This window comes from Aquabacterium sp. (genome assembly GCF_041915145.1).
Taxonomy (GTDB): Bacteria; Pseudomonadota; Gammaproteobacteria; order Burkholderiales; family Burkholderiaceae_C; genus Aquabacterium.
Map to the genome: position 1 here is coordinate 1 of NZ_JAYSBZ010000015.1, position 21,891 is coordinate 21,891.

Annotated in this window: 11 protein-coding genes; 1 reads left to right on the forward strand and 10 read right to left on the reverse strand. The window is 65.9% G+C overall.

The window, feature by feature from the left end:
* From ACE3SS_RS04555 to rimP, 8 genes are all read right to left on the reverse strand, one after another.
* Positions 1 to 1,972: condensation domain-containing protein (locus tag ACE3SS_RS04555; protein ID WP_374591810.1), on the reverse strand; the 1,972-nt coding region annotated here is incomplete at its 3' end.
* On the reverse strand, positions 1,969 to 9,045 hold the full coding sequence (locus ACE3SS_RS04560; RefSeq protein WP_374591812.1) for an amino acid adenylation domain-containing protein: 7,077 nt from the start codon (positions 9,043 to 9,045) through the stop codon (positions 1,969 to 1,971). The genes ACE3SS_RS04555 and ACE3SS_RS04560, both read right to left, overlap by 4 nt.
* Before the next feature lie 480 nt (positions 9,046 to 9,525).
* Positions 9,526 to 11,358, reverse strand: coding sequence for a translational GTPase TypA (gene typA, locus ACE3SS_RS04565; protein WP_374591814.1), 1,833 nt, complete (start codon positions 11,356 to 11,358; stop codon positions 9,526 to 9,528).
* Between the two features lie 51 nt (positions 11,359 to 11,409).
* Complete coding sequence (gene truB, locus ACE3SS_RS04570) at positions 11,410 to 12,429, reverse strand: tRNA pseudouridine(55) synthase TruB (protein WP_374591816.1); 1,020 nt, start codon at positions 12,427 to 12,429, stop codon at positions 11,410 to 11,412.
* Positions 12,430 to 12,461: 32 nt separating this feature from the next.
* Positions 12,462 to 12,827 carry a 30S ribosome-binding factor RbfA gene (gene rbfA / locus ACE3SS_RS04575; RefSeq protein WP_374591818.1) on the reverse strand — a complete coding sequence of 122 codons (366 nt, stop codon included), beginning with the start codon at positions 12,825 to 12,827 and terminating at the stop codon, positions 12,462 to 12,464.
* Positions 12,828 to 12,929: 102 nt separating this feature from the next.
* A complete protein-coding gene (infB, locus tag ACE3SS_RS04580) occupies positions 12,930 to 15,782 on the reverse strand; it encodes a translation initiation factor IF-2 (RefSeq protein WP_374591820.1) in 2,853 nt (950 codons plus the stop codon).
* 58 nt (positions 15,783 to 15,840) lie between these two features.
* Entirely contained in the window at positions 15,841 to 17,322 is a 1,482-nt protein-coding gene (gene nusA / locus ACE3SS_RS04585) for a transcription termination factor NusA (protein WP_374591822.1), read from the reverse strand.
* The gene (gene rimP, locus ACE3SS_RS04590) at positions 17,319 to 17,876 is read right to left on the reverse strand and encodes a ribosome maturation factor RimP (RefSeq protein WP_374591872.1); all 558 of its coding nucleotides are present in this window, start codon (positions 17,874 to 17,876) and stop codon (positions 17,319 to 17,321) included. Before rimP ends, nusA begins: the two co-directional genes overlap by 4 nt.
* A gap of 433 nt (positions 17,877 to 18,309) precedes the next feature.
* Between rimP and fabI the strand changes: the two genes are divergently transcribed.
* The gene (gene fabI, locus ACE3SS_RS04595) at positions 18,310 to 19,104 is read left to right on the forward strand and encodes an enoyl-ACP reductase FabI (protein ID WP_374591824.1); all 795 of its coding nucleotides are present in this window, start codon (positions 18,310 to 18,312) and stop codon (positions 19,102 to 19,104) included.
* A 45-nt stretch (positions 19,105 to 19,149) separates the two neighbouring features.
* Here fabI and ACE3SS_RS04600 read toward each other — a convergent pair whose 3' ends face one another.
* Complete coding sequence (locus ACE3SS_RS04600; protein ID WP_374591826.1) at positions 19,150 to 20,793, reverse strand: ABC transporter ATP-binding protein; 1,644 nt, start codon at positions 20,791 to 20,793, stop codon at positions 19,150 to 19,152.
* Complete coding sequence (locus ACE3SS_RS04605) at positions 20,790 to 21,890, reverse strand: ABC transporter permease (protein ID WP_374591828.1); 1,101 nt, start codon at positions 21,888 to 21,890, stop codon at positions 20,790 to 20,792. Before ACE3SS_RS04605 ends, ACE3SS_RS04600 begins: the two co-directional genes overlap by 4 nt.
* Position 21,891 lies beyond the last annotated feature (1 nt).

Genomic DNA, 21,891 nt, shown 5'->3' on the forward strand with positions numbered 1-21,891 from the left:
GCTCCCGCGCCATGCTGGTCAGGAAATTGACCACCGCTTGCTGGTGAACCACCACGCCCTTGGGCCTGCCGGTGGTGCCGGACGTGTAGATGACGTAAGCCGGATCGTTCGCGCCGGCGCTGATGGCCGGCGGGGCGTCGGCGCGCCCGCTGTCTTCGATGAACAAGGGGGCGATGTGCGCAAAGGGCCAGGCCTCGTTGACGCAGCGGTCGCCGAGGATGCAGCGCAGCTGCGCGTCCTCGCTCATGTAGGTCAGCCGATCCAGCGGGAACGAGGGATCCATCGGCACGTAGCCCGCCCCGGCCTTGAGCGCCCCGAGCAGTCCGACGAGCATGTGCTCGTTGCGCCCGCAGTAGAGCCCCACCAGATCGCCCGGTCGCACGCCCTTGGACTGCAGGGCCTGCGCCACGGCGTTGGACGCCTGATCCAGCGCCCGATAGGTCAGACGACGGTCGCCGGCCACCACCGCCACCGCGTCGGGCGTGGCCTGTGCCTGTCGGGCAACCAGTTGCTCCACGCGCAGCCCGCGCTCGTAGTCCATCGCGGTGCGGTTGAAGCGCGACAGCAAGGCCAGATCCGACGCCGCGGGCGACATCACCAGGCGGGCCGGTTGCCGGGCATCGACCACCAGACGCTCCAGGGCTTCGCGGTAGAGCTGCAACCAGCGCCGAGCCGTCTCGCCGTCAAACAGGTCGGTGTTGTACTGGCACTCCAGCACGATGTCGTCGCCACTCTGGCTGGCGTTCAGAAACAGCTCGAAGTTCTCGAAATGACGGGGGTTGCCGCGCAGATCGACCGTCAGACCGCCCAGAGACAAGTCCTTGCTGGGAATGGCCTGATCCAGGTTGAACATCACCGACACCAGCGGCAGGCGGCTCGGGTCGCGCGGCACGTGCAGCTTCTTGAGCAGCTGGCCGAAGGTGCAGGCCTGATGTTCGTAGGCGTCCAGCACCCGCGTGCGGGCCTCGGCCATCAGATCGGCGAACGGGCGAGACAGATCGGCCGCCATGCGGATGGGCAGCAGTTGCACGCAATGCCCAACCAGGGCGTGCTGCCCCGCAGCCGACTGGCCCGCCGCCGGCACGCCGATGACCACCTCGTCCTGCCCCGACAGGCGGGCCATCAAGGCGCCGAACACGCTGAACAGGGTGACGAAGAGACTGGTGCCTTGCCGGCCGCCCAGCTTGCGCACGGCATCGGCGAGGGCGGAGTCGATCACCAGATCTTCGCGCAAGGACGCGAAACCCCGCATCGCCTGGCGAGGGCGATCGGCGGGCAGGTCAAGAGCGGGCATGGCGCCGGCGTACTGGCGCACCCACCACTGGGTGTCGGCCTCGGCGGTGGCGACGTGCTCTGCCTGGGCTTGCGCCAGCGCGTAGTCGCCGAAACTCTCGGCGAAGGGCAGCGAATCGGCGCTGCCTCCACCGACGAAATTGCCGTAGAGCGTCATCAGCTCGGTGGACAGCACGCCGAACGACCAGCCGTCGCACACGATGTGGTGCCCGGTGAGGATCAGCTCATGGCGCTGCGGCAACACGCGCGCCAGCACCGCGCGCGCCAGCGGGCCTTCCAGCAGGTTGAACGGCGTCTCGACCGCCTCGGCCCGCAGGGCCTCCAGCGCCTCGGCCTGCTCGTCGGGCGGCAGGGCCGACAGGTCTTTCACCTGCGCCTGCAGACTGCCTCGCGCCGCGATCATCAGGCTCAGGCCATCGGCGCTGAACGTCGAGCGCAGGGCCTCGTGCCGATCGGCCAGGGCCAGCAGGGCGTTTTCCAGCGCCGGCAAATCGAGCGGCCCCTGCATGTACAAGGACACCGACTCGTTGTACGCCAGCGAGGCCTCGCGCCCCAGCTGATCCGCCAGCCACAACTCGCGCTGCGCTTCGGTGGTGGGGACGGCCCGCGTCAGCTCGGGGCTGGCAAAGGGATCGTAGTCAACCTCGATCAGGCGGGGCGCGCCTTGCTCGTTGCTCATGGGGTCTCAACCTTGATGTATTTGCCGGGCACTTCGGGATTGGCCACGAACCAGGCGGGCTTGCCCTCGGCGTCGCGTCCGAGTCGCGCGCCAGGAACGGGGGGGCGCGACGCGTCGAAGGCCACGGCCTGCGCCTTGACGTTGCGGGGCAGGAAGTCGGCTTCCTGCAACTCGGCCACGGCCTCCTTGAAGGCCGTCTTGATGACGGCGATGTCTTCGGCCGTGTGCGCCGTGGTCATGAAGCAGGGGAAATTGTCGAGGATGTGCACGCCGCGGTTGCGCATCATCGCGAACAGCAGATCCTGCAGGGGATGATCCTCGTCGAAGAACACCTTCCAGACGGACGAGAAGCTCTTGAGCACGATGGGAGCCCCCACCTCGCGGCAGTAGGCGTTGAGCTCGTCGACCATGGCGGCCGTCCGGCGCGTCAGGGCCGCCTGCAGCTCCGGCCCCTCACGCTTGACGTGCTCCAGTACCGCCTTGGCGGCAATCAGCGCCAGGGGGTGTCGAACGAACGTGCCCGCGAAATACGTGACGCCCACCGTCGGGATGGAGTCGTCGCCATAGTCCCAGTGGCCGCCATCGAGCGCGTCCATGTACTCGCGCTTGCCGGCGATCACGCCGATGGGGAAGCCGCCGCCCACCACCTTGCCGTACGAGCCCAGATCGGCGCGGATGCCGAACAGCGACTGGATGCCGCCGGGGTGGCTGCGAAAGCCGGTGACCACCTCGTCGAAGATCAGCAAGGTGCCGGACTGCTCGGTGAGCGCGCGCAACTCGCGCAGGAATTCCTTGGGCTGGAAGTCGGGGCGCCGGCTCTGCACGGGCTCGACCAGCACGGCGGCCAGCTCGCTGGCGTTGTCCTTGAGCCATTGCAGGGTCTCGGGCGTGCCGTAATCCAGAACCACCACGTTCTCGGCCGTGTTCGGCATGATGCCGGGCGCGGCGGGCACCGACTTGAGCTTCTTGGTGCCCCGCACGATCACCTCGTCGAAGATGCCGTGGTAGGCGCCCGCGAACATCACGATCTTGCTGCGCCCCGTCACCGTGCGGGCAATGCGAACGCAACCCATGACCGCCTCGGAGCCGGTGTTGCACAGCCCGGCGCGGTCGAACCCGGTCAATTCGCAGATCAGCTTGGCGACCTCGCCGGCCAGCGGGTGCTGCGGCCCGATGTCGTAGCCGCTGTCGAGCTGCTTCTTGACGGCCTCCACGATGAAGTCCGGCTGCCAGCCGAAGAGGCTCATGCCGAAGCCGTTGAGCGCGTCCACATACTCGTTGCCATCCAGGTCCCACATGCGGGCGCCCTTGGACCGCTCGATGACGATCTGGTAGATGATTTCCTTGAGCTGCGGACGGAAACCGTTGACCACGCGCGGGTCGGCCAGATGCGGCCGATGCTCGATGGTGTAGGCCTTGGAGCGCCTGGTCTTGTCGATGTAGCGCTTCATGAAAGCGTCCAGGCGGGCACGCTGCCGCTCGCTCATCTCGGCGCCGGAGGTGTGAATGCGCGCGATGGCCCCGAACGCCTTCTTGACGTCGTAGGTGCGGTGCACCAGGGCGGCCTCGTCATCGCTGGCGCCACCCGCCGGTTGCGCCGCCTGGGCAACCGGTGCTGCAACCGGTGCTGCAACCGGGGCGGCAACCGGGGCGACGGCCGCAGGCGCCGGCATGACGCTCGCCGGTTGACCTTGCAGCAAGGCCAGTTGCTGGGCCATCAACTGCATCTGCTGCTGGATGATGTGCTGGACGAAGGGCGCGCCGGCCGCAGCAGGCGCCATCGCTGGCACCGCCAGCCGCGCCGGCTGCACCGCAAGCGGCTGCGCCACGGAGGCGACAACCGATGCCGTCGCGGAAGCCTCGGGAGCGGCTTCTGGCGGCAGGCTCTGATCCAGGAACGCGGCCAGCGCGTTGAAGCTGCGGTAGGTTTCCATCAGCTGACGGAACGTGACGTTCAGCGCGAAGGTCTTTTTCAGCTGCAAGGCGACCTGGGTCAGCGTGAGCGAATCCAGGCCCAGCTCGACGAAGCAGGCGTCCGCATCGGCGTCGGCCAGCTCGAACCCGGACACGTCCTCGAACAGGCCGCGCAGGCGTTGCACAAGGGCCGGTTGCCGATTGGCGGCGGGGGTGGGTGCGTTAACAGTCATGGCGGTCTCTGCGGAGGATGTCGAAATCAAGGGGGCAAGGGGCTGCGGCGCGCGCGCGGCGGCCTCCACCCAATAACGTTGGCGCTCAAAAGCGTAACTGGGCAGGATGACCCGACGGCGACCCCGCGGCGGCCACGCCGGCCAGGGCACGCCGGCGCCCAGGGCCCAGAGTTGCCCCGCGGCATCCGCGAGGCTGCGCAGCTCCAGGCCCGGCGCGTCGGCCAGGCTGGCGACGGCCAGCGGCACGCCCTGCGCGCCGCGGTGCTGGCGAACCAGCGCGCACAAGGTCGACCGGGGCCCGGCCTCGATGAACACCGGGTTGCCCAGCTCGGCCTGCACCAGCCGCACGGCTGGCGAGAAGCGCACGGTTTCGCGCAGGTGGCGCCCCCAGTAGCGAGGGTCGGTCGCCTCGGCATCGGTCAGCCAGCGGCCGGTCAGGGTCGATGCGATGCGAATGCGCGGCGGCGACAGCCGGATGGTGCCGACGGCCTCTTCAAATGGCGACACGGCGGGCGCCATCATGGCCGAGTGGAAAGCGTGGGAGGTCTGAAGCCGGCGCACCACGACGCCGCGCGCTTCCAGCGTCCGCGCGAAGCCTTCGATCGCATCGGTCGGGCCGGCCACCACGCAGGCCGTCGGGCCATTCTCGGCGGCCAGTTGCACGTGCGCGGGCAACTGGGGTTCGAGCTCCGCCGCCGGCAGCCTGACCGTGAGCATGGTGCCGGCCGGCAAGGCCTGGATCAGCGCGCCGCGCCTCGCCACCAGCCTTGCCGCGTCCTGCAAGGACATGACCCCCGCGATCACGGCCGCCACGAACTCACCCACGCTGTGCCCGATCAAGGCGGCCGGCTGCAAGCCTTGCGCCAGCCAGGCGCGCGCCAAGCCATATTCGAGGCAGAAGGTGGCGGGCTGCGTGACTTCGGTCTGGGCCAAGGGCGCCGGGTCGTCGCCGAACATCACGGCGCGCAGGTCGAACGACAGATGCCCGGCGAGCGCGTCCGCGCATTCGTTGAAGGCCTCGCGGAACGCGGCCACCCCCGCCTCCAGCACGCGCCCCATGCCGGCGTACTGGGCGCCTTGCCCGGGGAACATCAGCACCGGCGCGGGCTCGGTCGAGGGCATGGCCTTGGCCCTGGCAAGCGCTCCGTCTGGTTGCCGCAGGGCCTCGATGGCTTGCGGCAAGGATTCCGCCACCACGTGGGTGCGGTGGCTGAAATCACGTCGCCCGACATCCAGCGTGTGCGCCACGTCGGCGAGGTCGAGCTCGGGGTGTTGCGCCAGATGGTCAGCCAGGCGCGCGACGGCCTGCTGCAATGACGCAGCCGAGCGCGCCGACAGCCGCAGCAGCTGCGGCCCCTCGCCGGGCGACGAAGCTGCTGGCAAGGGCGCCTCTTGCAGCACGGCATGGGCGTTGGTTCCGCCGACGCCGAAAGAGCTGACGCCGGCCAGGCGGGCGCGCGATCCGCGCGGCCACGCGGTCGAAGTCGGCCTGACGACGAACGGGCTGCCGGCGAAATCGATCTTCGGGTTGGGTTGCTTGAAGTGCACGGTGCCCGGCAGGCGTTCGTGCGTCAACGCCAGCGCGGTCTTGATCACGCCCGCGGCTCCGGCCGCGATCACCATGTGCCCCACGTTGCTCTTGAGCGAGCCGATCGTGCAATACGCCGTGTCGTCCGTGTGCGCGCGGTAAGCCTGCGTGATGGCCGCCACCTCGACGGGATCCCCCAGCGGCGTGGCCGTGCCGTGCGCCTCCACGTATGAAATTTCGCGGGCACCGACCCCGGCGTGAGCCAGCGCCGCGCGCACCACCGCGGCCTGCCCTTCCACGCTGGGCGCGGTGAAGCTGGCCTTGTCGGCGCCGTCGTTGTTGATGGCCACGCCACGGATCACCGCGTGAATCGTGTCGCCGTCGGCCACCGCGTCGGACAGCCGCTTGAGCAACACGACCGCGGCGCCATCGGAAAACACCGTGCCCTGCGCGTCGGCATCGAACGTCCGGGTGTGCCCATCGGGCGACAACATCGAGCCTTCCTGGTACAGATACCCGCTGTTGGGCGGACACGTGATCGACGATCCACCCGCCAAGGCCATGCCGCATTGCCCGCCGCGCAGCGCGTCGAAAGCCTGGGCGATGGCCACCAGCGACGTCGAGCAGCCGGTGTGCACGCTGACGGCCGGGCCGGTCAGATTCAGCTTGTGCGCGACGCGTGTGGCGATGTAGTCCTTCTCGTTGGCCAGCATGACCTGGAACTCGCCCAGGCGCGCCACCTTGTCGGGGTGGGCCAGCACATGCCGCTGGAAGTAGCTGGCGTTGTACATGCCGGCAAACACGCCGATGCTGGTTGCCGCCTTCTCGGGCACATGGCCCGCCCGCTCCAGGCATTCCCAGCACAGCTCGAGGAACACCCGATGCTGCGGGTCCATCAACTCGGCTTCCTTGGGGGTGATGCCGAAGAAGGCCGCGTCGAACAGATCGACCCCGTCCACCACCCCGCGCGCCGCGACGTATTGAGGGTCCGACCTCAGCTCGGTCGGGATGGATGCATCGAGCTCGCTCGAACTGAAGAACCGGATCGCATCGCGGCCTTCGTCCAGCAGTTGCCAGAAGGACTCGATATCCGCCGCCCCCGGAAAGCGTCCGGCCATGCCCACGATGGCAATCGGCTCGGCGCCCGCCTGGCTGACATCGCGCCCGGGCTCGCCCGATGGCCGTGCGGCGCCGTCCGAGGACAAGGCGCGAGCGATGCCCCGCGCGGTGGGCGAGGCGAACAGGGTGGCCACCGACACGCCCTGATGGCCGGCTGCCTGGAGGGCATGGAAGGCCTTCATGATGAGCAGCGAGTTGCCGCCCAGGTCGAAGAAGTTGTCCAGCGCCCCCACGCGGTCGATGCCCAACGCTCTGGCGAACACCTGGGCGACGTCCCGCTCCAGGCCCTGCCGCGGGCTGATATAGGGCTGCGTCAGGTGATCGGGTCGCGCCCGGCGCGGCGCCGGCAGGGCGCGCCGGTCCAATTTGCCGTTGGCGGTGACCGGCAAGGCATCCAGTCGCACCCAATGCGCGGGGATCATGAACTCCGGCAGGCGCTCGGCCAGATGCTGCCGCAGCGCAGCCGGAGCCCAGTCGTCGTCGCGCGGCACCACGTAGGCCACCAGCTCGGTGCCGCGATCCGGCTCCGTGCGGGCGAGCACCGCGCAAGCCTTCACCGCCGGATGCTCGGCCAGCGCTGCCTCGATCTCGCCCAGCTCGATGCGAAAACCACGGATCTTCACCTGTCCATCGGCGCGACCGATGAACTCCACCGAACCATCGTCCAGCAACCGCACCAGATCTCCGGTGCGATACAGACGATCGCCATCCTTCGAGGCCCCCTGGGCGAAGGGGTTGGGCACAAAACGTTCCGCGGTGAGCGCGGGCCGCCCGAGGTAACCACGCCCCACGCCCAGCCCGCCGATGTACAGCTCGCCCACGATGCCCGCCGGAACCTGCTCCCCGCGACTGTTGAGGATGTACAGCGCGGTCTGCGTGATGGGGCGCCCGATCGGCACCGAGCGCGCGGCATCCAGCTCCTGCAAGCGAATCCGGTGCGTCAACGCGAACGTCGTGGTCTCGGTCGGGCCATAGCCATTGATCAAAGTGGTCTGCGGCGCGGCCATGATGAAGCGACGCACATGATCGATGGACAGGGCCTCTCCCCCGATCAGCAGCTCGCTCAACCCGGACAGATGCCGAGGGTCGTCGTCCACCACGGCATTGAACAAGGCGGCGGTCAACCAGGCGGCACGCACGCCGTGCGCCCCGATCGTGCGCGCCAGCCCGGGCCCGGTCGGCACGTGCTCCGCATGCAACACGCAGGTGCCGCCATTGAGCAGCGGCCCCCACACCTCCAGCGTCGACGCGTCAAAGCCCAATGGAGCGGCATGCAGCATGACCACGCTGTCGTCCAGACGCATGTATCGCGCCTCGCAAACCAGCCGGACGATGGAGCGCTGGCAGATTTCCACGCCCTTGGGCGTGCCAGTGGAGCCGGACGTGTACATCACGTACGCCAGCGCATCGCCGGTCGAGGTGGGTTCCGGCCGGCTGGACGCGTGGGGCCCGTGAGGCAATTGGTCAATGGCCATCAGCCTGACGCCCAGGGCGCTGGCCAGCGGTTCGCCGCCACCGCCCTGCCCCAGCAAAAAGCGCACACCCGCGTCACCGAACATGAACCGCAGGCGGTCAACCGGATAAGCCATGTCCACCGGGAGATAGGCCGCCCCGGCACGCAACACGCCCAAAATGGCCACGATGCTGTCCGCCGATCGGGGCAACCCCACCGCCACCACCTCACCGGCACGCACGCCAGCGTCCAGCAGCGCATCGGCCACCTTGCGAGACGCCTGGTACAGCTCGGCGTAGCTCATCCGCCCACCGTCGGCCCACAGCAGCGCCTGCTTGCCCGCATGCTGCCGCACCATCGCCGCAAAGCGATCCGCCACCGCCATGGGCCCGGTGTAAGCCCACTCGGTATCCTGCGCCGCTGGCCGACCGATCTCGGCTGCCGCCAGCACCGTGACCGCAGCCAACGCACCAGACGCATCGCCCTGGCACGCCACGAGCGCACGCTCCCACGCCGCCAGCAAGACCCGCACGATGCCGACCTCCAGCAGGGGCGAGCGATAGCGGGCCACCAGCGAGGCCCCGTCTGCGCCCAAGCCAACTTGGAGCCAGACGCCGTCTGGCCAAACCGGGCTGCCGGCAGCGCCCGGCGAACCGAACCAGGCGACCTCTGCATCGGCAGGCACGTCGGCCGAGACGCGCGATATTTCTGCTCGCACGCGCGCCAGAAAATCCGCCACCGTGCCCTGCCTCGGCACGGCTACCGTCAACCAGCTCGCATCCAGGCAGACGCCCACCCGCTCGTCGCCGCGCAGACGATCCAGCACAAGCAACCACGCGGCCAGCGCGACCGCCGAATCCAGCCTTCCAGCTTGAGAGACAGACGCAGGCAAAGGCCTGGCTTCAGTCAGCCAAGTCAGACTGACCGATGCCGGCATGTGCGGCAGCACATCGATCAGACTCCGACTCGCCAGCGCAGAACGTGCATGAAATGACGAACGTTCCTCGCCCTGAGCTGCATTCCGATCACTGCCCATATTGCCCCACCTGGAATCATCTGGATTCAATTATTCACCGCGCGTAGCTGGACTCTACTCAATAAAGCCTGATATAGCAGCGATCATTTTCTGGCTTGAGTATGGTGGGCCAAGCCGTTCAGAAAATCAAAGGCAGCACCCCCCTGGTATTCGGGGGAGCGTCCAGCGATGCAGGAAACAGCGTGCATCCTTCTCGATCAAGGCAGCATCCAGAAAAGAAAAAGGGCCGCCCCTTCGCAGGAGCGGCCCCCGAACCCAAGCCTCGATGAATCAGGCCTGGCCTTCGCGCGAAGCGCGTTTGCGCTCATGCTCCTTGAGGTAGCGCTTGCGCAGGCGGATGCTCTTGGGCGTGATCTCGACCAATTCGTCGTCGTCGATGAAGTCCACGCCGTATTCGAGCGTCAGGTCGATCGGCGGCGTGATCTTGATGGCGTCTTCCTTGCCCGACACGCGGAAGTTGGTGAGCTGCTTGGTGCGGGTCGCGTTCACCACCAGATCGTTGTCGCGGCTGTGGATGCCGACGATCATGCCCTCGTAGACCGGGTCGTTGGCCTTGACGAACATGCGGCCGCGATCGTCCAGCTTGCCCAGGGCATAGGTGAAGATTTCACCGTCGTCCATCGAGATCAGCACGCCGTTCTTGCGGCCGCCGATCTCGCCCTTGTGCGGCTCGTAGCCGTCGAAGATCGACGCGATCAGACCCGAGCCCCGCGTGAGGTTCAGGAATTCATTGCTGAAGCCGATCAGGCCGCGAGCCGGGATGCGGTACTCGAGGCGCACGCGGCCGCGGCCGTCCGGCTCCATATTGATCATTTCGCCCTTGCGCAGGCCCAGCGCCTGCATCACGCCACCCTGGTGGATTTCTTCGACGTCGGCGGTCACCAGCTCCATCGGCTCGCACTTCACGCCGTCGATGTCCTTGAACATCACGCGGGGCTTGGACACGGCGAGCTCGTAGCCTTCGCGGCGCATGTTTTCGAGCAGGATGGTCAGGTGCAGTTCGCCGCGACCGCACACCTCGAAGATGCCGTCTTCGCTGGTTTCGGACACGCGCAGCGCCACGTTGTGCTGCAGCTCTTTCTGCAGACGATCCCAGATCTGACGGCTGGTCACGAACTTGCCTTCGCGGCCCGCCAGCGGCGAGGTGTTCACGCAGAAGTTCATGGTCAACGTGGGCTCGTCCACCTTCAGCATGGGCAACGGCGTCGGGTTGGCCGGGGCGGTCACGGTCACGCCGATGCCGAGCTCTTCGATACCGTTGACCAACACGATCTCGCCCGGGCCGGCCTCCGTGACCTGCACGCGATCGAGCCCCTGGAAGGTCAGCACCTGGTTGATGCGGCCCTTGACCGACTTGCCCTCGGGGCCTTCCATCACCAGCACGTCCATGCCGGGCTTGATCTTGCCGGCGTTGATGCGGCCCACGCCGATGCGGCCGACGAAGCTGTTGTAGTCCAGCGCCGAAATCTGCAGCTGCAGGGGGGCATCGGGGCTGCCATTGTGCGGATGCACGTGCTTGAGAACCGTCTCGAAAAGCGCCGACATGTCGGGGCCCCACTGCGCGCCCGGCTCGCCCTCTTCGAGCGACGACCAGCCGTTGATGCCCGAGGCGTAGACCACCGGGAAGTCCAGCTGCTCGTCGGTGGCCCCCAGCTTGTTGAACAGGTCGAACGCGGCGTTGATCACGGCGTCCGGCTTGGCGCCCGGCTTGTCCACTTTGTTGACGACCACGATGGGCTTGAGGCCCAGCGCCAGCGCCTTCTTGGTCACGAAGCGCGTTTGCGGCATCGGGCCTTCTTGCGCGTCGATCAGCAGTACCACGCCATCGACCATCGACAGCGCACGCTCCACTTCGCCGCCGAAGTCCGCGTGGCCCGGGGTATCGACGATGTTGATGTGCGTGCCCTTCCAGCTCACGGCGCAGTTCTTGGCCAGGATGGTGATGCCACGCTCGCGTTCGATGGCGTTGTTGTCCATCACCGTGTCAACGACCTTCTCGTGCTCGGCAAAGGTGCCCGACTGGCGCAGCAGTTGGTCCACCATGGTGGTCTTGCCGTGGTCAACGTGGGCAATGATCGCGATGTTGCGAATTTGGGTACTCATGTTCTTGTTCCTTGCGGATCTCGCTAACTTTGAAAACTGAAAACTACGAATTCAGAGGGGCTGCGGCAATGCCTGCCGGCCCGACAAGCCTTGCACTTCAACCGGACTCAGCAGACGCGTCGGAATCAACTCGCCAGCCTTGATGTGGGCGCTTCCCAGCAAGACGCGCGGCGCAGACCCGTACACCCGCACGGCGGGGGCATCCGGCAACGTCACCCGACGCCGCAGACCGGACAGAAAACGCCCTGCTTCGGCATCCGCCAACTCAACCGATGGCCAGTCGCCCAGCAAAGCATCGGGCGGCATCAGCAAGGCCTCGCGCTGCGCCTCATCCATCTCGATCAAGGCGTCCAGGGTCACGGCTTGAGCCACGCTCAGAGGCCCGCTTCCCGTGCGCCGCAGTGCCGTCAAATGCGCCCCGCAACCCAAGTGCTCACCCAGGTCTTGCGCCAAGGTACGCACGTAGGTGCCCTTGCTGCAGCACACCTCGATCTCCAGCGCGTCAGCGTGCCAGCTCAAGATGTCAAGCTTGTGGATGCTCACGCGTCGCGCTTCGCGCTCGATCTCGACCCCGGCGCGAGCGTATTCGTACAGTGCCTTGCCTTCGTGCTTGAGCGCCGAATACATCGGCGGCACCTGATCGATCTCGCCCAGCATCGCCGAACGCGCGGCGTCCAGCGCCTGCGGCGTGACGGCGGTGACACGATCCTGGCGGTCGATCACCACCTCGCCCTCGGCATCGCCGGTGGTCGTGGTCTGCCCCAGGCGCAGCGTTGCGCGATAGGTCTTGTCGGCATCCAGACTGACTTGCGAAAACTTCGTGGCCGCGCCAAAGCACAGCGGCAACAGGCCGGTGGCCAGCGGATCGAGCGTGCCGGTGTGGCCCGCCTTCTCGGCACGCAGCAGCCACTTCACCTTCTGCAGGGCGTCGTTGCTCGACCAGCCCAGCGGCTTGTCAAGCAGCAACACGCCGTGCACCGCCCGGCGCACCCGCTTGACGCGCGGCGCACGCACGCCGCCACCCACGCCAGCCTCGGCGGGAGCAGTGATGGCGGGATCGAGCGTCGTCATGGCGGATATCGTCCGAACATCAAGCGGCTGGTTCAGTCGTCCTTGGCGCGCGTAGCGTTGGCCTGCACGATCAGCGCACTCAATTCAGCCGCGCGCTCGGTGGTTTTGTCGAAGTGAAAGTGCAGCGTCGGCACGGTGTGGATCTGCAAGCGCTTGAACAAGCCATTGCGCAAGAAACCCGCAGCCTCGTTGAGCGCGGCTTCGCATTCCTGCGGATTGCCGATCAGCACCGAAAAAAAGACTTTGGCATGGGCGTAGTCAGGCGTCACCTCGACGTTGTTGAGCGTGACCATGCCGATGCGGGGATCTTTCAGATCGCGCAGCAACTCGGCCAGATCGCGCTGGATCTGGTCAGCCACGCGGTAGCCGCGATTGGGGGTGGATCGTTTGTGTCGCATGATGAAACTCCGCAGGCCCCTTTTCAAGCACAAACCCCGCCATCTCGCGAGGGCGGGGTCTGGGCAGACTCCGGCAGGCCGGGGCGTGCAATATCAGTCGAATTAAAGCGCGCGCGCGACTTCCTTGATCTCGAAGAACTCCAAGTGATCGCCCTCGGCGATGTCGTTGTAGTTCTTGATGTTCAGGCCGCACTCGAAGCCTTCCTTGACTTCCTTGACGTCATCCTTGAAACGCTTCAGCGACTCCAGCTCGCCCGTGAAGACGACCACGTTGTCGCGCAGCAGACGCAGGCGCGCATTGCGGCGGATCACGCCAGACAGCACCATGCAACCGCCGATCGACCCGATCTTCGAGGCCTTGAAGACCTGGCGAATCTCGGCCATGCCGATAACTTCCTCGCGCTGCTCGGGAGCCAACATGCCCGACATCGCCGCCTTGATCTCGTCGACCGCGTCGTAAATGATGTTGTAGTAGCGGACATCGACACCGTTGTGCTCGGCCAGCTTGCGGGCATTGGCATCGGCACGGGTGTTGAAGCCGATGATGACGGCCTTCGACGCGATAGCGAGGTTGACGTCGCTCTCGCTGATGCCGCCCACGGCCGAGTGCACGATCTGTACCTTGACCTCGTCGGTGGACAGCTTGAGCAGCGACTGGCCCAGCGCTTCTTGCGAACCCTGCACGTCGGCCTTGATGATCAACGGCAGCATCTGCACGTCGCCCTGGCCCATGTTCTCGAACATGTTCTCGAGCTTCGCGGCCTGTTGCTTGGCCAGCTTCACGTCGCGGTACTTGCCTTGACGGAAGGTCGCGATTTCGCGGGCACGGCGTTCGTCGCCCAGCACGATGAATTCATCGCCGGCCAGCGGCACGTCGGACAAGCCTTGAATTTCGACCGGGATCGACGGGCCAGCCTCTTGAGTCGACTTGCCGTTCTCGTCGAGCATGGCGCGCACGCGGCCATAGCTGGAACCGGCCAGCACCACGTCGCCGCGCTTGAGCGTGCCCGACTGCACCAGCACGGTCGCGACCGGGCCACGGCCCTTGTCGAGCTGCGCCTCGATGACAAGCCCCTTGGCGAATGCATCTTTCGGCGCGGTCAGCTCCAGCACTTCGGCTTGCAGCAGCACTTGTTCGAGCAGGCTGTCGATGCCTTCGCCAGTCTTGGCCGACACCGGCACGAACGGCGAATCGCCGCCGTACTCTTCGGGCACGACCTCTTCGGCGACCAGCTCCTGCTTGACGCGGTCGAGGTTGGAGCCCGGCTTGTCGATCTTATTGATCGCCACGACCAGCGGCACACCAGCGGCCTTTGCGTGGTGGATCGCTTCCTTCGTCTGCGGCATCACGCCGTCGTCGGCCGCGACCACCAGGATCACGATGTCGGTGGCCTTGGCGCCGCGAGCACGCATGGCCGTGAAGGCCTCGTGACCCGGGGTATCGAGGAAGGTGATCATGCCGCGCGGCGTGTCGACGTGATAGGCGCCGATGTGCTGCGTGATGCCGCCGGCTTCGCCCGCCGCCACGCGCGTGGTGCGGATGTAGTCGAGCAGAGAGGTCTTGCCGTGGTCGACGTGACCCATCACGGTCACGACCGGCGCACGAGACATGGCTTCGGACTGATGCTCCTCGGTCTCTTCAAGGAACGCTTCGGGGTCATCCAGCTTGGCGGCCAGCGCCTTGTGACCCATTTCCTCGACCACGATCATCGCGGTCTCCTGGTCGAGCTGCTGGTTGATGGTGACCATCTGGCCCAGCTTCATCAATTGCTTGATGACTTCCGATGCCTTGACGGACATCTTGTGCGCCAGATCGGCCACACTGATCGTCTCGGGCACGTGCACTTCGTAAACTTGCGGCTCGGTGGGCGCCACGAAAGTCGAGGCAGCTTCACCCCGGTCGCCCTTGCGACCACCCTTGCTGGGTGCGCGCCAGCCGTTACGCGACGCTCCAGCCGGAGCGTCGTTGCGAGACTTGAGTCCTGCCGCAGAACGCTTCTTGGCCGCGTCGTCAGCCCAGCTCGAGGACAACTTCTCGGACTTGACCGCCTTTTTGTCACCCGGCTTGGCCGTGCCGGCTGCTGCCGCGCCAGCACCGGGAGCACCGGCCTTAGGCTTGTGGATGGTGCCCTTGATACCGTCCTTGCCTGCTTCGGTCTTGGGTTTGTCGTCCTCGGGCTTCTTGGCCGTCAACACCTTCTTCGGCGCGGACATCATGGCGCGAATCGCCGCAGCTTCAGCCTCGGCGGCCTTGCGGCGCTTTTCCAGCTCGGCTAGACGATGCTTTTCTTCGGCCTCGATATCAGCCGCCTTCACCACGCGAACAGCAGGCTTGACCTCAGGTACCTCGGCCACCGGTGCTACCGCAGGAGCCGCTGCAGCCACGGGAGCAGCTGGTTCAGGCTGTGCTGCCTCAGCGGCCGCTTCACGGGCAGCCTTTTCTCGCGCAGCCTGCTCAGCAGCTTCAGCGGCGACACGTGCTGCCTCTTCCTGCTTGAGGCGCTCTTCTTCCTCACGCAAACGTCGCTTTTCAGCCAGTTCGGCCTCTTGCTGGCGCAGCAGTTCGGCTTGTCGATTGGCTTCTTCCTCGCGGCGCACCAATTCGGCAGCATCCGCAGCAGCCTTCGCAGCCGACTCGTCGCCACCCGCCGATTCATCGCGCTTGACGAATACTCGCTTCTTGCGCACCTCCACCTGAATGGTGCGCGCCTTGCCTGAGGCATCGGCCTGCTTGATTTCGGTGGTCGACTTGCGAGTCAGCGTGATCTTCTTGCGCTCACCGGCAGCCGTGCCGTGAGCACTGCGCAGATGATCCAGCAGACGCTCCTTGTCGGCTTCCGTGAGCACATCCTCCGACGAGGCCTTGGCCACGCCAGCCGAATGAAGCTGCTCCAGCAGTGTCGCAGCCGGGCGGTTGAGTTCCGCGGCGAATTGTGCGACGGTGGTCACGGCCATTGTCTTGTCCTTGCGATGTACTTGCGGGTGCGGTGATTAACGGTATGCGTGATCGATATCAGGCGGTAAACCAGTGCTCGCGCGCCTTCATGATGAGTGCGCGCGCCTGGGCCTCGTCCACGCCAGTGATCTCGGTGAGTTCATCCACCGCCAGATCGGCGAGATCGTCGCGGGTGTGGATGCCCGAATCCGCCAAGCTGGCGATCAGCTCGGCGGTCAGGCCTTCAAGGCCGCGCAGATTTTGCGATACCGACTCGACCTCTTCTTCCTTGGCGATTTCCATCGTCAACAGCGCGTCCTTGGCACGGGTGCGCAGCTCATTGACGGTGTCCTCGTCGAATGATTCGATTTCAAGCATCTCTTGCAGCGGCACGTAGGCCACTTCTTCGAGGCTAGTGAAACCTTCGGCGATCAGGATGTCTGCCACTTCTTCGTCGACGTCGAGTTTCTCGACGAAGAGCTTGCGGGTGACGTCGGACTCCTGAGCTTGCTTCTGCTCGGACTCCTCGGCCGTCATGATGTTGATGCGCCAGCCCGTGAGCTCGGATGCCAGACGCACGTTCTGGCCTCCACGGCCGATGGCGATGGCGAGGTTTTCCTCATCAACCACCACGTCCATGGCGTGACGCTCCTCGTCTACCACGATCGATTGCACGTTCGCCGGCGCCAGCGCACCGATCACGAACTGCGCCGGGTCTTCCGACCAAAGCACGATGTCGACGCGCTCGCCAGCCAGTTCATTGGTCACGGCATTGACGCGCGAGCCGCGCACGCCGACGCAGGTACCGATCGGATCGACACGCTTGTCGTGCGAGAGCACCGCGATCTTGGCACGGGAACCCGAGTCACGAGCACAGCTCTTGATCTCCAGCAACCCTTGCTCGACTTCAGGAACTTCCTGGCGGAACAACTCGATCATGAACCCCGGCGCGCTGCGCGACAGCATGATCTGCGGGCCGCGTGCCGTGGGATCCACCTCGGCGATGTAGGCACGCACGCGGTCGCCCGATCGCAGATTCTCTTTCGGGATCATCTCGTTGCGCTTCAGGCGGCCTTCGACACGCCCGCTCTCGACGATCACATCACCCTTGTCCAGACGCTTGACGGTGCCGACGAAAATCTTTTCACCGCGAGCCAGAAAATCGTTGAGCAGTTGCTCGCGTTCGGCATCGCGGATCTTCTGCAGGATGACCTGCTTGGCGGCCTGCGCACCGATGCGCCCGATGGGCACCGACTCGACCGGCTCCTCGATGTAGTCGTCGACTTCGATATCGGCAATCTGCTCCTGCGCTTCGAACAGCAGAATCTCGGCATCCGGGATCTGCAGGCCGGCCTCGTTGGGCACCACGTGCCAGCGGCGGAAGGTTTCGTATTCACCGCTTTCGCGGTCGATCGACACCCGAATATCGACTTCTGCGCCGCCATGCAGACGCTTGGTCGCCTGAGCCAGAGCCGACTCGACAGCGCCAAAGACCACTTCGCGGTCAACGCTCTTTTCGCGCGAAATCGCATCCACCAGCATCAACAGTTCGCGGTTCATTCCTCACGACCTCCGGTTTCCTGTCCATCGCCGGACGCAGCACCCTCTTCAGCGCTGCGACCACGGCTCTTTTTGAAATTCACCACGGGCACCAAGCGTGCCTCGCGTATTTCGTCCAACGTGAAGCCAAGCACTTGGTCCTGCTTGCCATCGTTAAAAATGAGCTGCCAACCTTCGCCCTCGGCCTGCAGCACACCTCGGTACTTCTTGCGGCCTTGAAACACCAGCTTCAAGGTGATTTCGACCTCACCACCCGCAAACCGGACGAAATCGGCCGGTTTCTTGAGCGGGCGATCCAAGCCTGGTGACGACACTTCGAGCCGGCTGTAATCGCAGGCATCGACTTCCAGCACGTATTGGAGTTGCCTCGTCACCCTTTCGCAGTCGTCAACCGTGATGCTCTCACCCGGCCCGGTGTCGTAGACCTGACCTGGAATGCGGTCGATATAAATCCGCAATAGCCCATGACCACTGCGCTCGCAGTCGATCAGGTCGTATCCGAAACCTGCAACCGTCTGCTCGACACTCCTGAGCCAACTGCCGGACGGATTCACTGCAACCAGACGATCCGAATCTGCCTCTGCCGCAACCGGCGCGGGACGATCCGCGCGCCGTGCACCACGCGCACTGCGCGAGGCAGTCCGCTGTTTTGCGCTGGAATCCTTTGCGCGAGGGGGTCGAGAAGATCGCTGCATGAATGCGACCGGGCTCCTTATGCCTACGTGTTTGAGTTGACTACGCCAAAAGGCCGCGAGCAACGGCGGCCAATACAAAAGCCGTCGAGCAAAAAAAAAGGGCTGGATTGCTCCGCCCATTTTTTGCGCCAGACAGCAATGATTATATAGCGAAAACGCGATTTTAGCGTGTCAAAGCCGTTGGAGCAAGCAACATACCCGGGAATGACGACGCAGCCGACCTTCTCTGTCATGAAATCGCAAAGCGCCATGCCAAAATGGCCGGCTTGTTTCTAAGAGAGTCGGAGACGATATGGGTTTTCTAGCCGGCAAGCGGCTGCTCATCACCGGGCTGTTGTCCAACCGTTCGATAGCCTATGGCATTGCCAAGGCTTGCAGGCGCGAAGGCGCCGAGTTGGCGTTCAGCTACGTGGGAGAGCGTTTCAAGGATCGCATCACCGAATTTGCCAGGGAGTTCGACTCCGAACTGATCTTCGATTGCGACGTCGGCAGCGACGAGCAGATCAACCAGATGTTTGCCGACCTCAGCAAGACCTGGCCAACCTTCGATGGCTTTGTGCATTCGATCGGCTTTGCTCCACGCGAGGCAATCGCCGGCGACTTTCTGGAAGGCCTGACGCGCGAGAACTTCCGCATCGCGCACGATATTTCGGCCTACAGCTTCCCTGCGCTGGCCAAAGCTGCCTTTCCGCATCTGGCGCCCGGTGCCGCGCTGCTGACGCTGAGCTACATGGGCGCGGTGCGCGCCATCCCGAACTACAACACGATGGGCCTGGCCAAGGCTTCGCTTGAAGCCAGCGTGCGCTACCTGGCGCGCAGCCTGGGCCCCAAGGGCATTCGCGTCAACGGTCTGTCGGCCGGCCCGATCAAGACGCTGGCGGCGTCCGGCATCAAGGACTTCGGCAAGCTGCTCACCGCGTTCGCCGCGTCCACGCCGATCCGTCGAACGGTGACGATCGAGGACGTGGGCAACGCCGCCGCCTTCTTGCTGTCCGACTTGGCCAGCGGCATCAGCGCTGAAATCGTCTACGTTGACGGCGGCTTCAGCCACGTCGCCATTGAAGATCCTAACGCCGACAGCGACTGAGCAAGGCGCCGGCCTCTGGTTGCGCCCTGACGCGGCGGCGCCGTATCAGGCCTCGACCGGAACCGCCGCAGCCAACAGCGTCCGGGTGTAGTCGTGGCGCGGCGCCTTCAGCAGCGCCAGCGCCTCGCCCGACTCGACGATCTCCCCGCCCTTGACCACGATCACATGGTGCGCCAGGGCGGCCACCACCTCCACGTCGTGCGTGATGAGCAGATAGCTCAGACCGCGCTCGCGCTGCAGGCGTTGCAGCAGCGTCAGGATCTGCTTCTGGATCGTGACGTCGAGTGCGCTGGTGGGCTCGTCGAGCACCAGCACTTGCGGTTGCACCACCAGGGCACGCGCCAAGGCGATGCGCTGGCGCTGACCGCCCGAGAACTCGTGCGGATAGCGCTCGAGCAGCCGCGGGAATTGCGCCTCGCTCAGCCCGACCTCGGCCAGCGTGTCGAGCACCTGCTGCTGCCGCTGCGCCGCGCTCAGCTCGGCGCGATGCAGCGCCAGGCCCTCGCCCACCAGCTCGCCCACCGTCATGCGGGGCGACAGAGACGAGAACGGGTCTTGAAACACCACCTGCACGATGCGCCGCAACGGGCGGTCGGCCTTCGAGCGCCCTTGCCAGCTTTTGCCCGACACCGTGAGCCGCCCCTGGCTGGCCTGCAAACCCAGCGCGGCCAGCGCCAGGGTCGATTTGCCTGAGCCGGACTCGCCGATGACGCCCAAGGTTTGCCCGGGCGCCAGGCTGAAGTCCGCCCCCTTGAGGGCGACGAACTCGCCGCGCTGGAACCAGCCGCGCAGGCCGGGCAGCGGCGTAGGGTAGACCACGCGCAAGCCTTGCGCCGCCAGCACCGGCTGCCCGCTGGCCTGGGTGGGCACCTCGACGACGTCGAGCACGGGGCGGCTGTCGAGCAGCTTGCGGGTGTAGGGGTGCTGCGGGCGCGCGAAGACCTCGTCGACCGGCCCCTCTTCGACCAGCACGCCACGCTCCATCACGATCACGCGGTCGGCAAAACGCCGCACGAGGTTGAGGTCGTGCGTGATCATCAACACGGCCATCTGGGTCTGACGTTGCAGGTCGCCCAGCAAGCCGAGGATCTGCTGGCGCACGGTGACGTCCAACGCGGTGGTGGGCTCGTCGGCCAGCAGCAGCTTGGGGCGACAGGCCAGCGCCATCGCGATCATGGCGCGCTGGCGTTGCCCGCCGGACAGCTGGTGCGGATAGGCCCGCGCACGCCGCTCGGCCTCGGTGATGCCGGTGCTGGCCAGCAGCTCGACCGCGCGCTGCCAGGCCTCGGCGCGGGATACCCGCTGATGCAGCTCGACCACCTCAGCGATCTGGTCGCCGATGGCGAACAGCGGGTTGAGCGCCGTCATCGGCTCCTGGAAGATCGTGGCCACGTCCTGACCGCGCACGCCTTGCAGCTCGCGCTCAGACAGCTTCAGCAGGTCGTGACGCCCCCGTCGCTGAGCCGTCTGACCAAATTCGAAATGTGCCGAGCCGCTCACCTGCGCCTGCGGCACCAGCTTGAGCAGGCTCAGCGCCGAGATCGTCTTGCCGGAGCCCGACTCGCCGACCAGCGCCACCTTCTCGCCGGCGCGCAGCACGAAGCTGATGCCGTGCACCACCTCTTTGGTGCCGAAGCGGATGCGCAGGTCGCGCACGTCGAGCAGCACCTCACGCGACGCGTCGTTCATGCTTCGACCTCCTTGCGCGGGTCGAGGGCATCGCGCAGCGCGTCACCCATGAAGGTGAGCAGCAGCAGCGTGACGACCAGCACGCCGAAGGTGGACAGCGAGATCCACCACGCATCGATGTTGTTCTTGCCCTGCGACAGCATCTCGCCGAGGCTGGGGGTGTCGGGCGGCACGCCGAGGCCCAGGAAGTCGAGCGAGGTGAGTGCGACGATGGCCGCGCTCATGCGGAACGGCAGGAAGGTGACCACCGGGGTCAGGCTGTTGGGCAGCACGTGGCGCCAGATGATCTGCCCGCTCGACAGGCCCAGCGCGCGCGCCGAGCGCACGTAATCGAGCTGGCGGTTGCGCAGGAATTCGGCGCGCACGTAGTCCGACAAGCCCATCCAGCCGAACAGGCTGAGCAGCAGCAACAGCAGGCCGACGCTGGGGCTGAAGATGGCGGCGAAGATGATGAGCAGATAGAGCTCGGGCATCGAGCCCCAGATCTCGATGAAGCGCTGAAAAAGCAGATCGGTCTTGCCGCCGAAGTAGCCCTGCACCGCGCCGGTGGCCACGCCGACCACCACGCCGATCAGCGTGAGCGCGATGCCGAACAGCGCCGAGATGCGAAAGCCGTAGATGAGCCGCGCCAGCACGTCGCGCCCCCGGTCGTCGGTGCCCAGCCAGTTGTCGGCCGACGGCGCAGCCGGGTTGGGCGATTTGCCGAAGTAGTTGATCGTCTTGTGGTGGTAGCGGTTGGGGGCGTAGAGCGCCCAATTGCCGGGCCGCTTGAATTGCTCGGCGATGAACGGGTCGAGGTAATCGGTGGGCGTGGTGAAGTCGCCGCCGAAGGTGGTCTCGGGCAGGTTTTGCACCAGCGGCACGTACCAGTGGCCGCTGTAGCGCACCAGCAAGGGCCGGTCGTTGGACACGAGCTCGGCCCCGAGGCTGATGAGCACCAGCGCGCAAAAAGCAATGAAGCTCCAGTAGCCCAGACGGTGCTGCTTGAAGCGCAACCAGATGCGCCGCGAGGGCGACACGGGCAAGGCCGGCGCGGGAGCCGCAGAGGCGACAGCGGCGGCAGTGGCGACAGTGGAATCGTGCGAGGCAACGGCCATG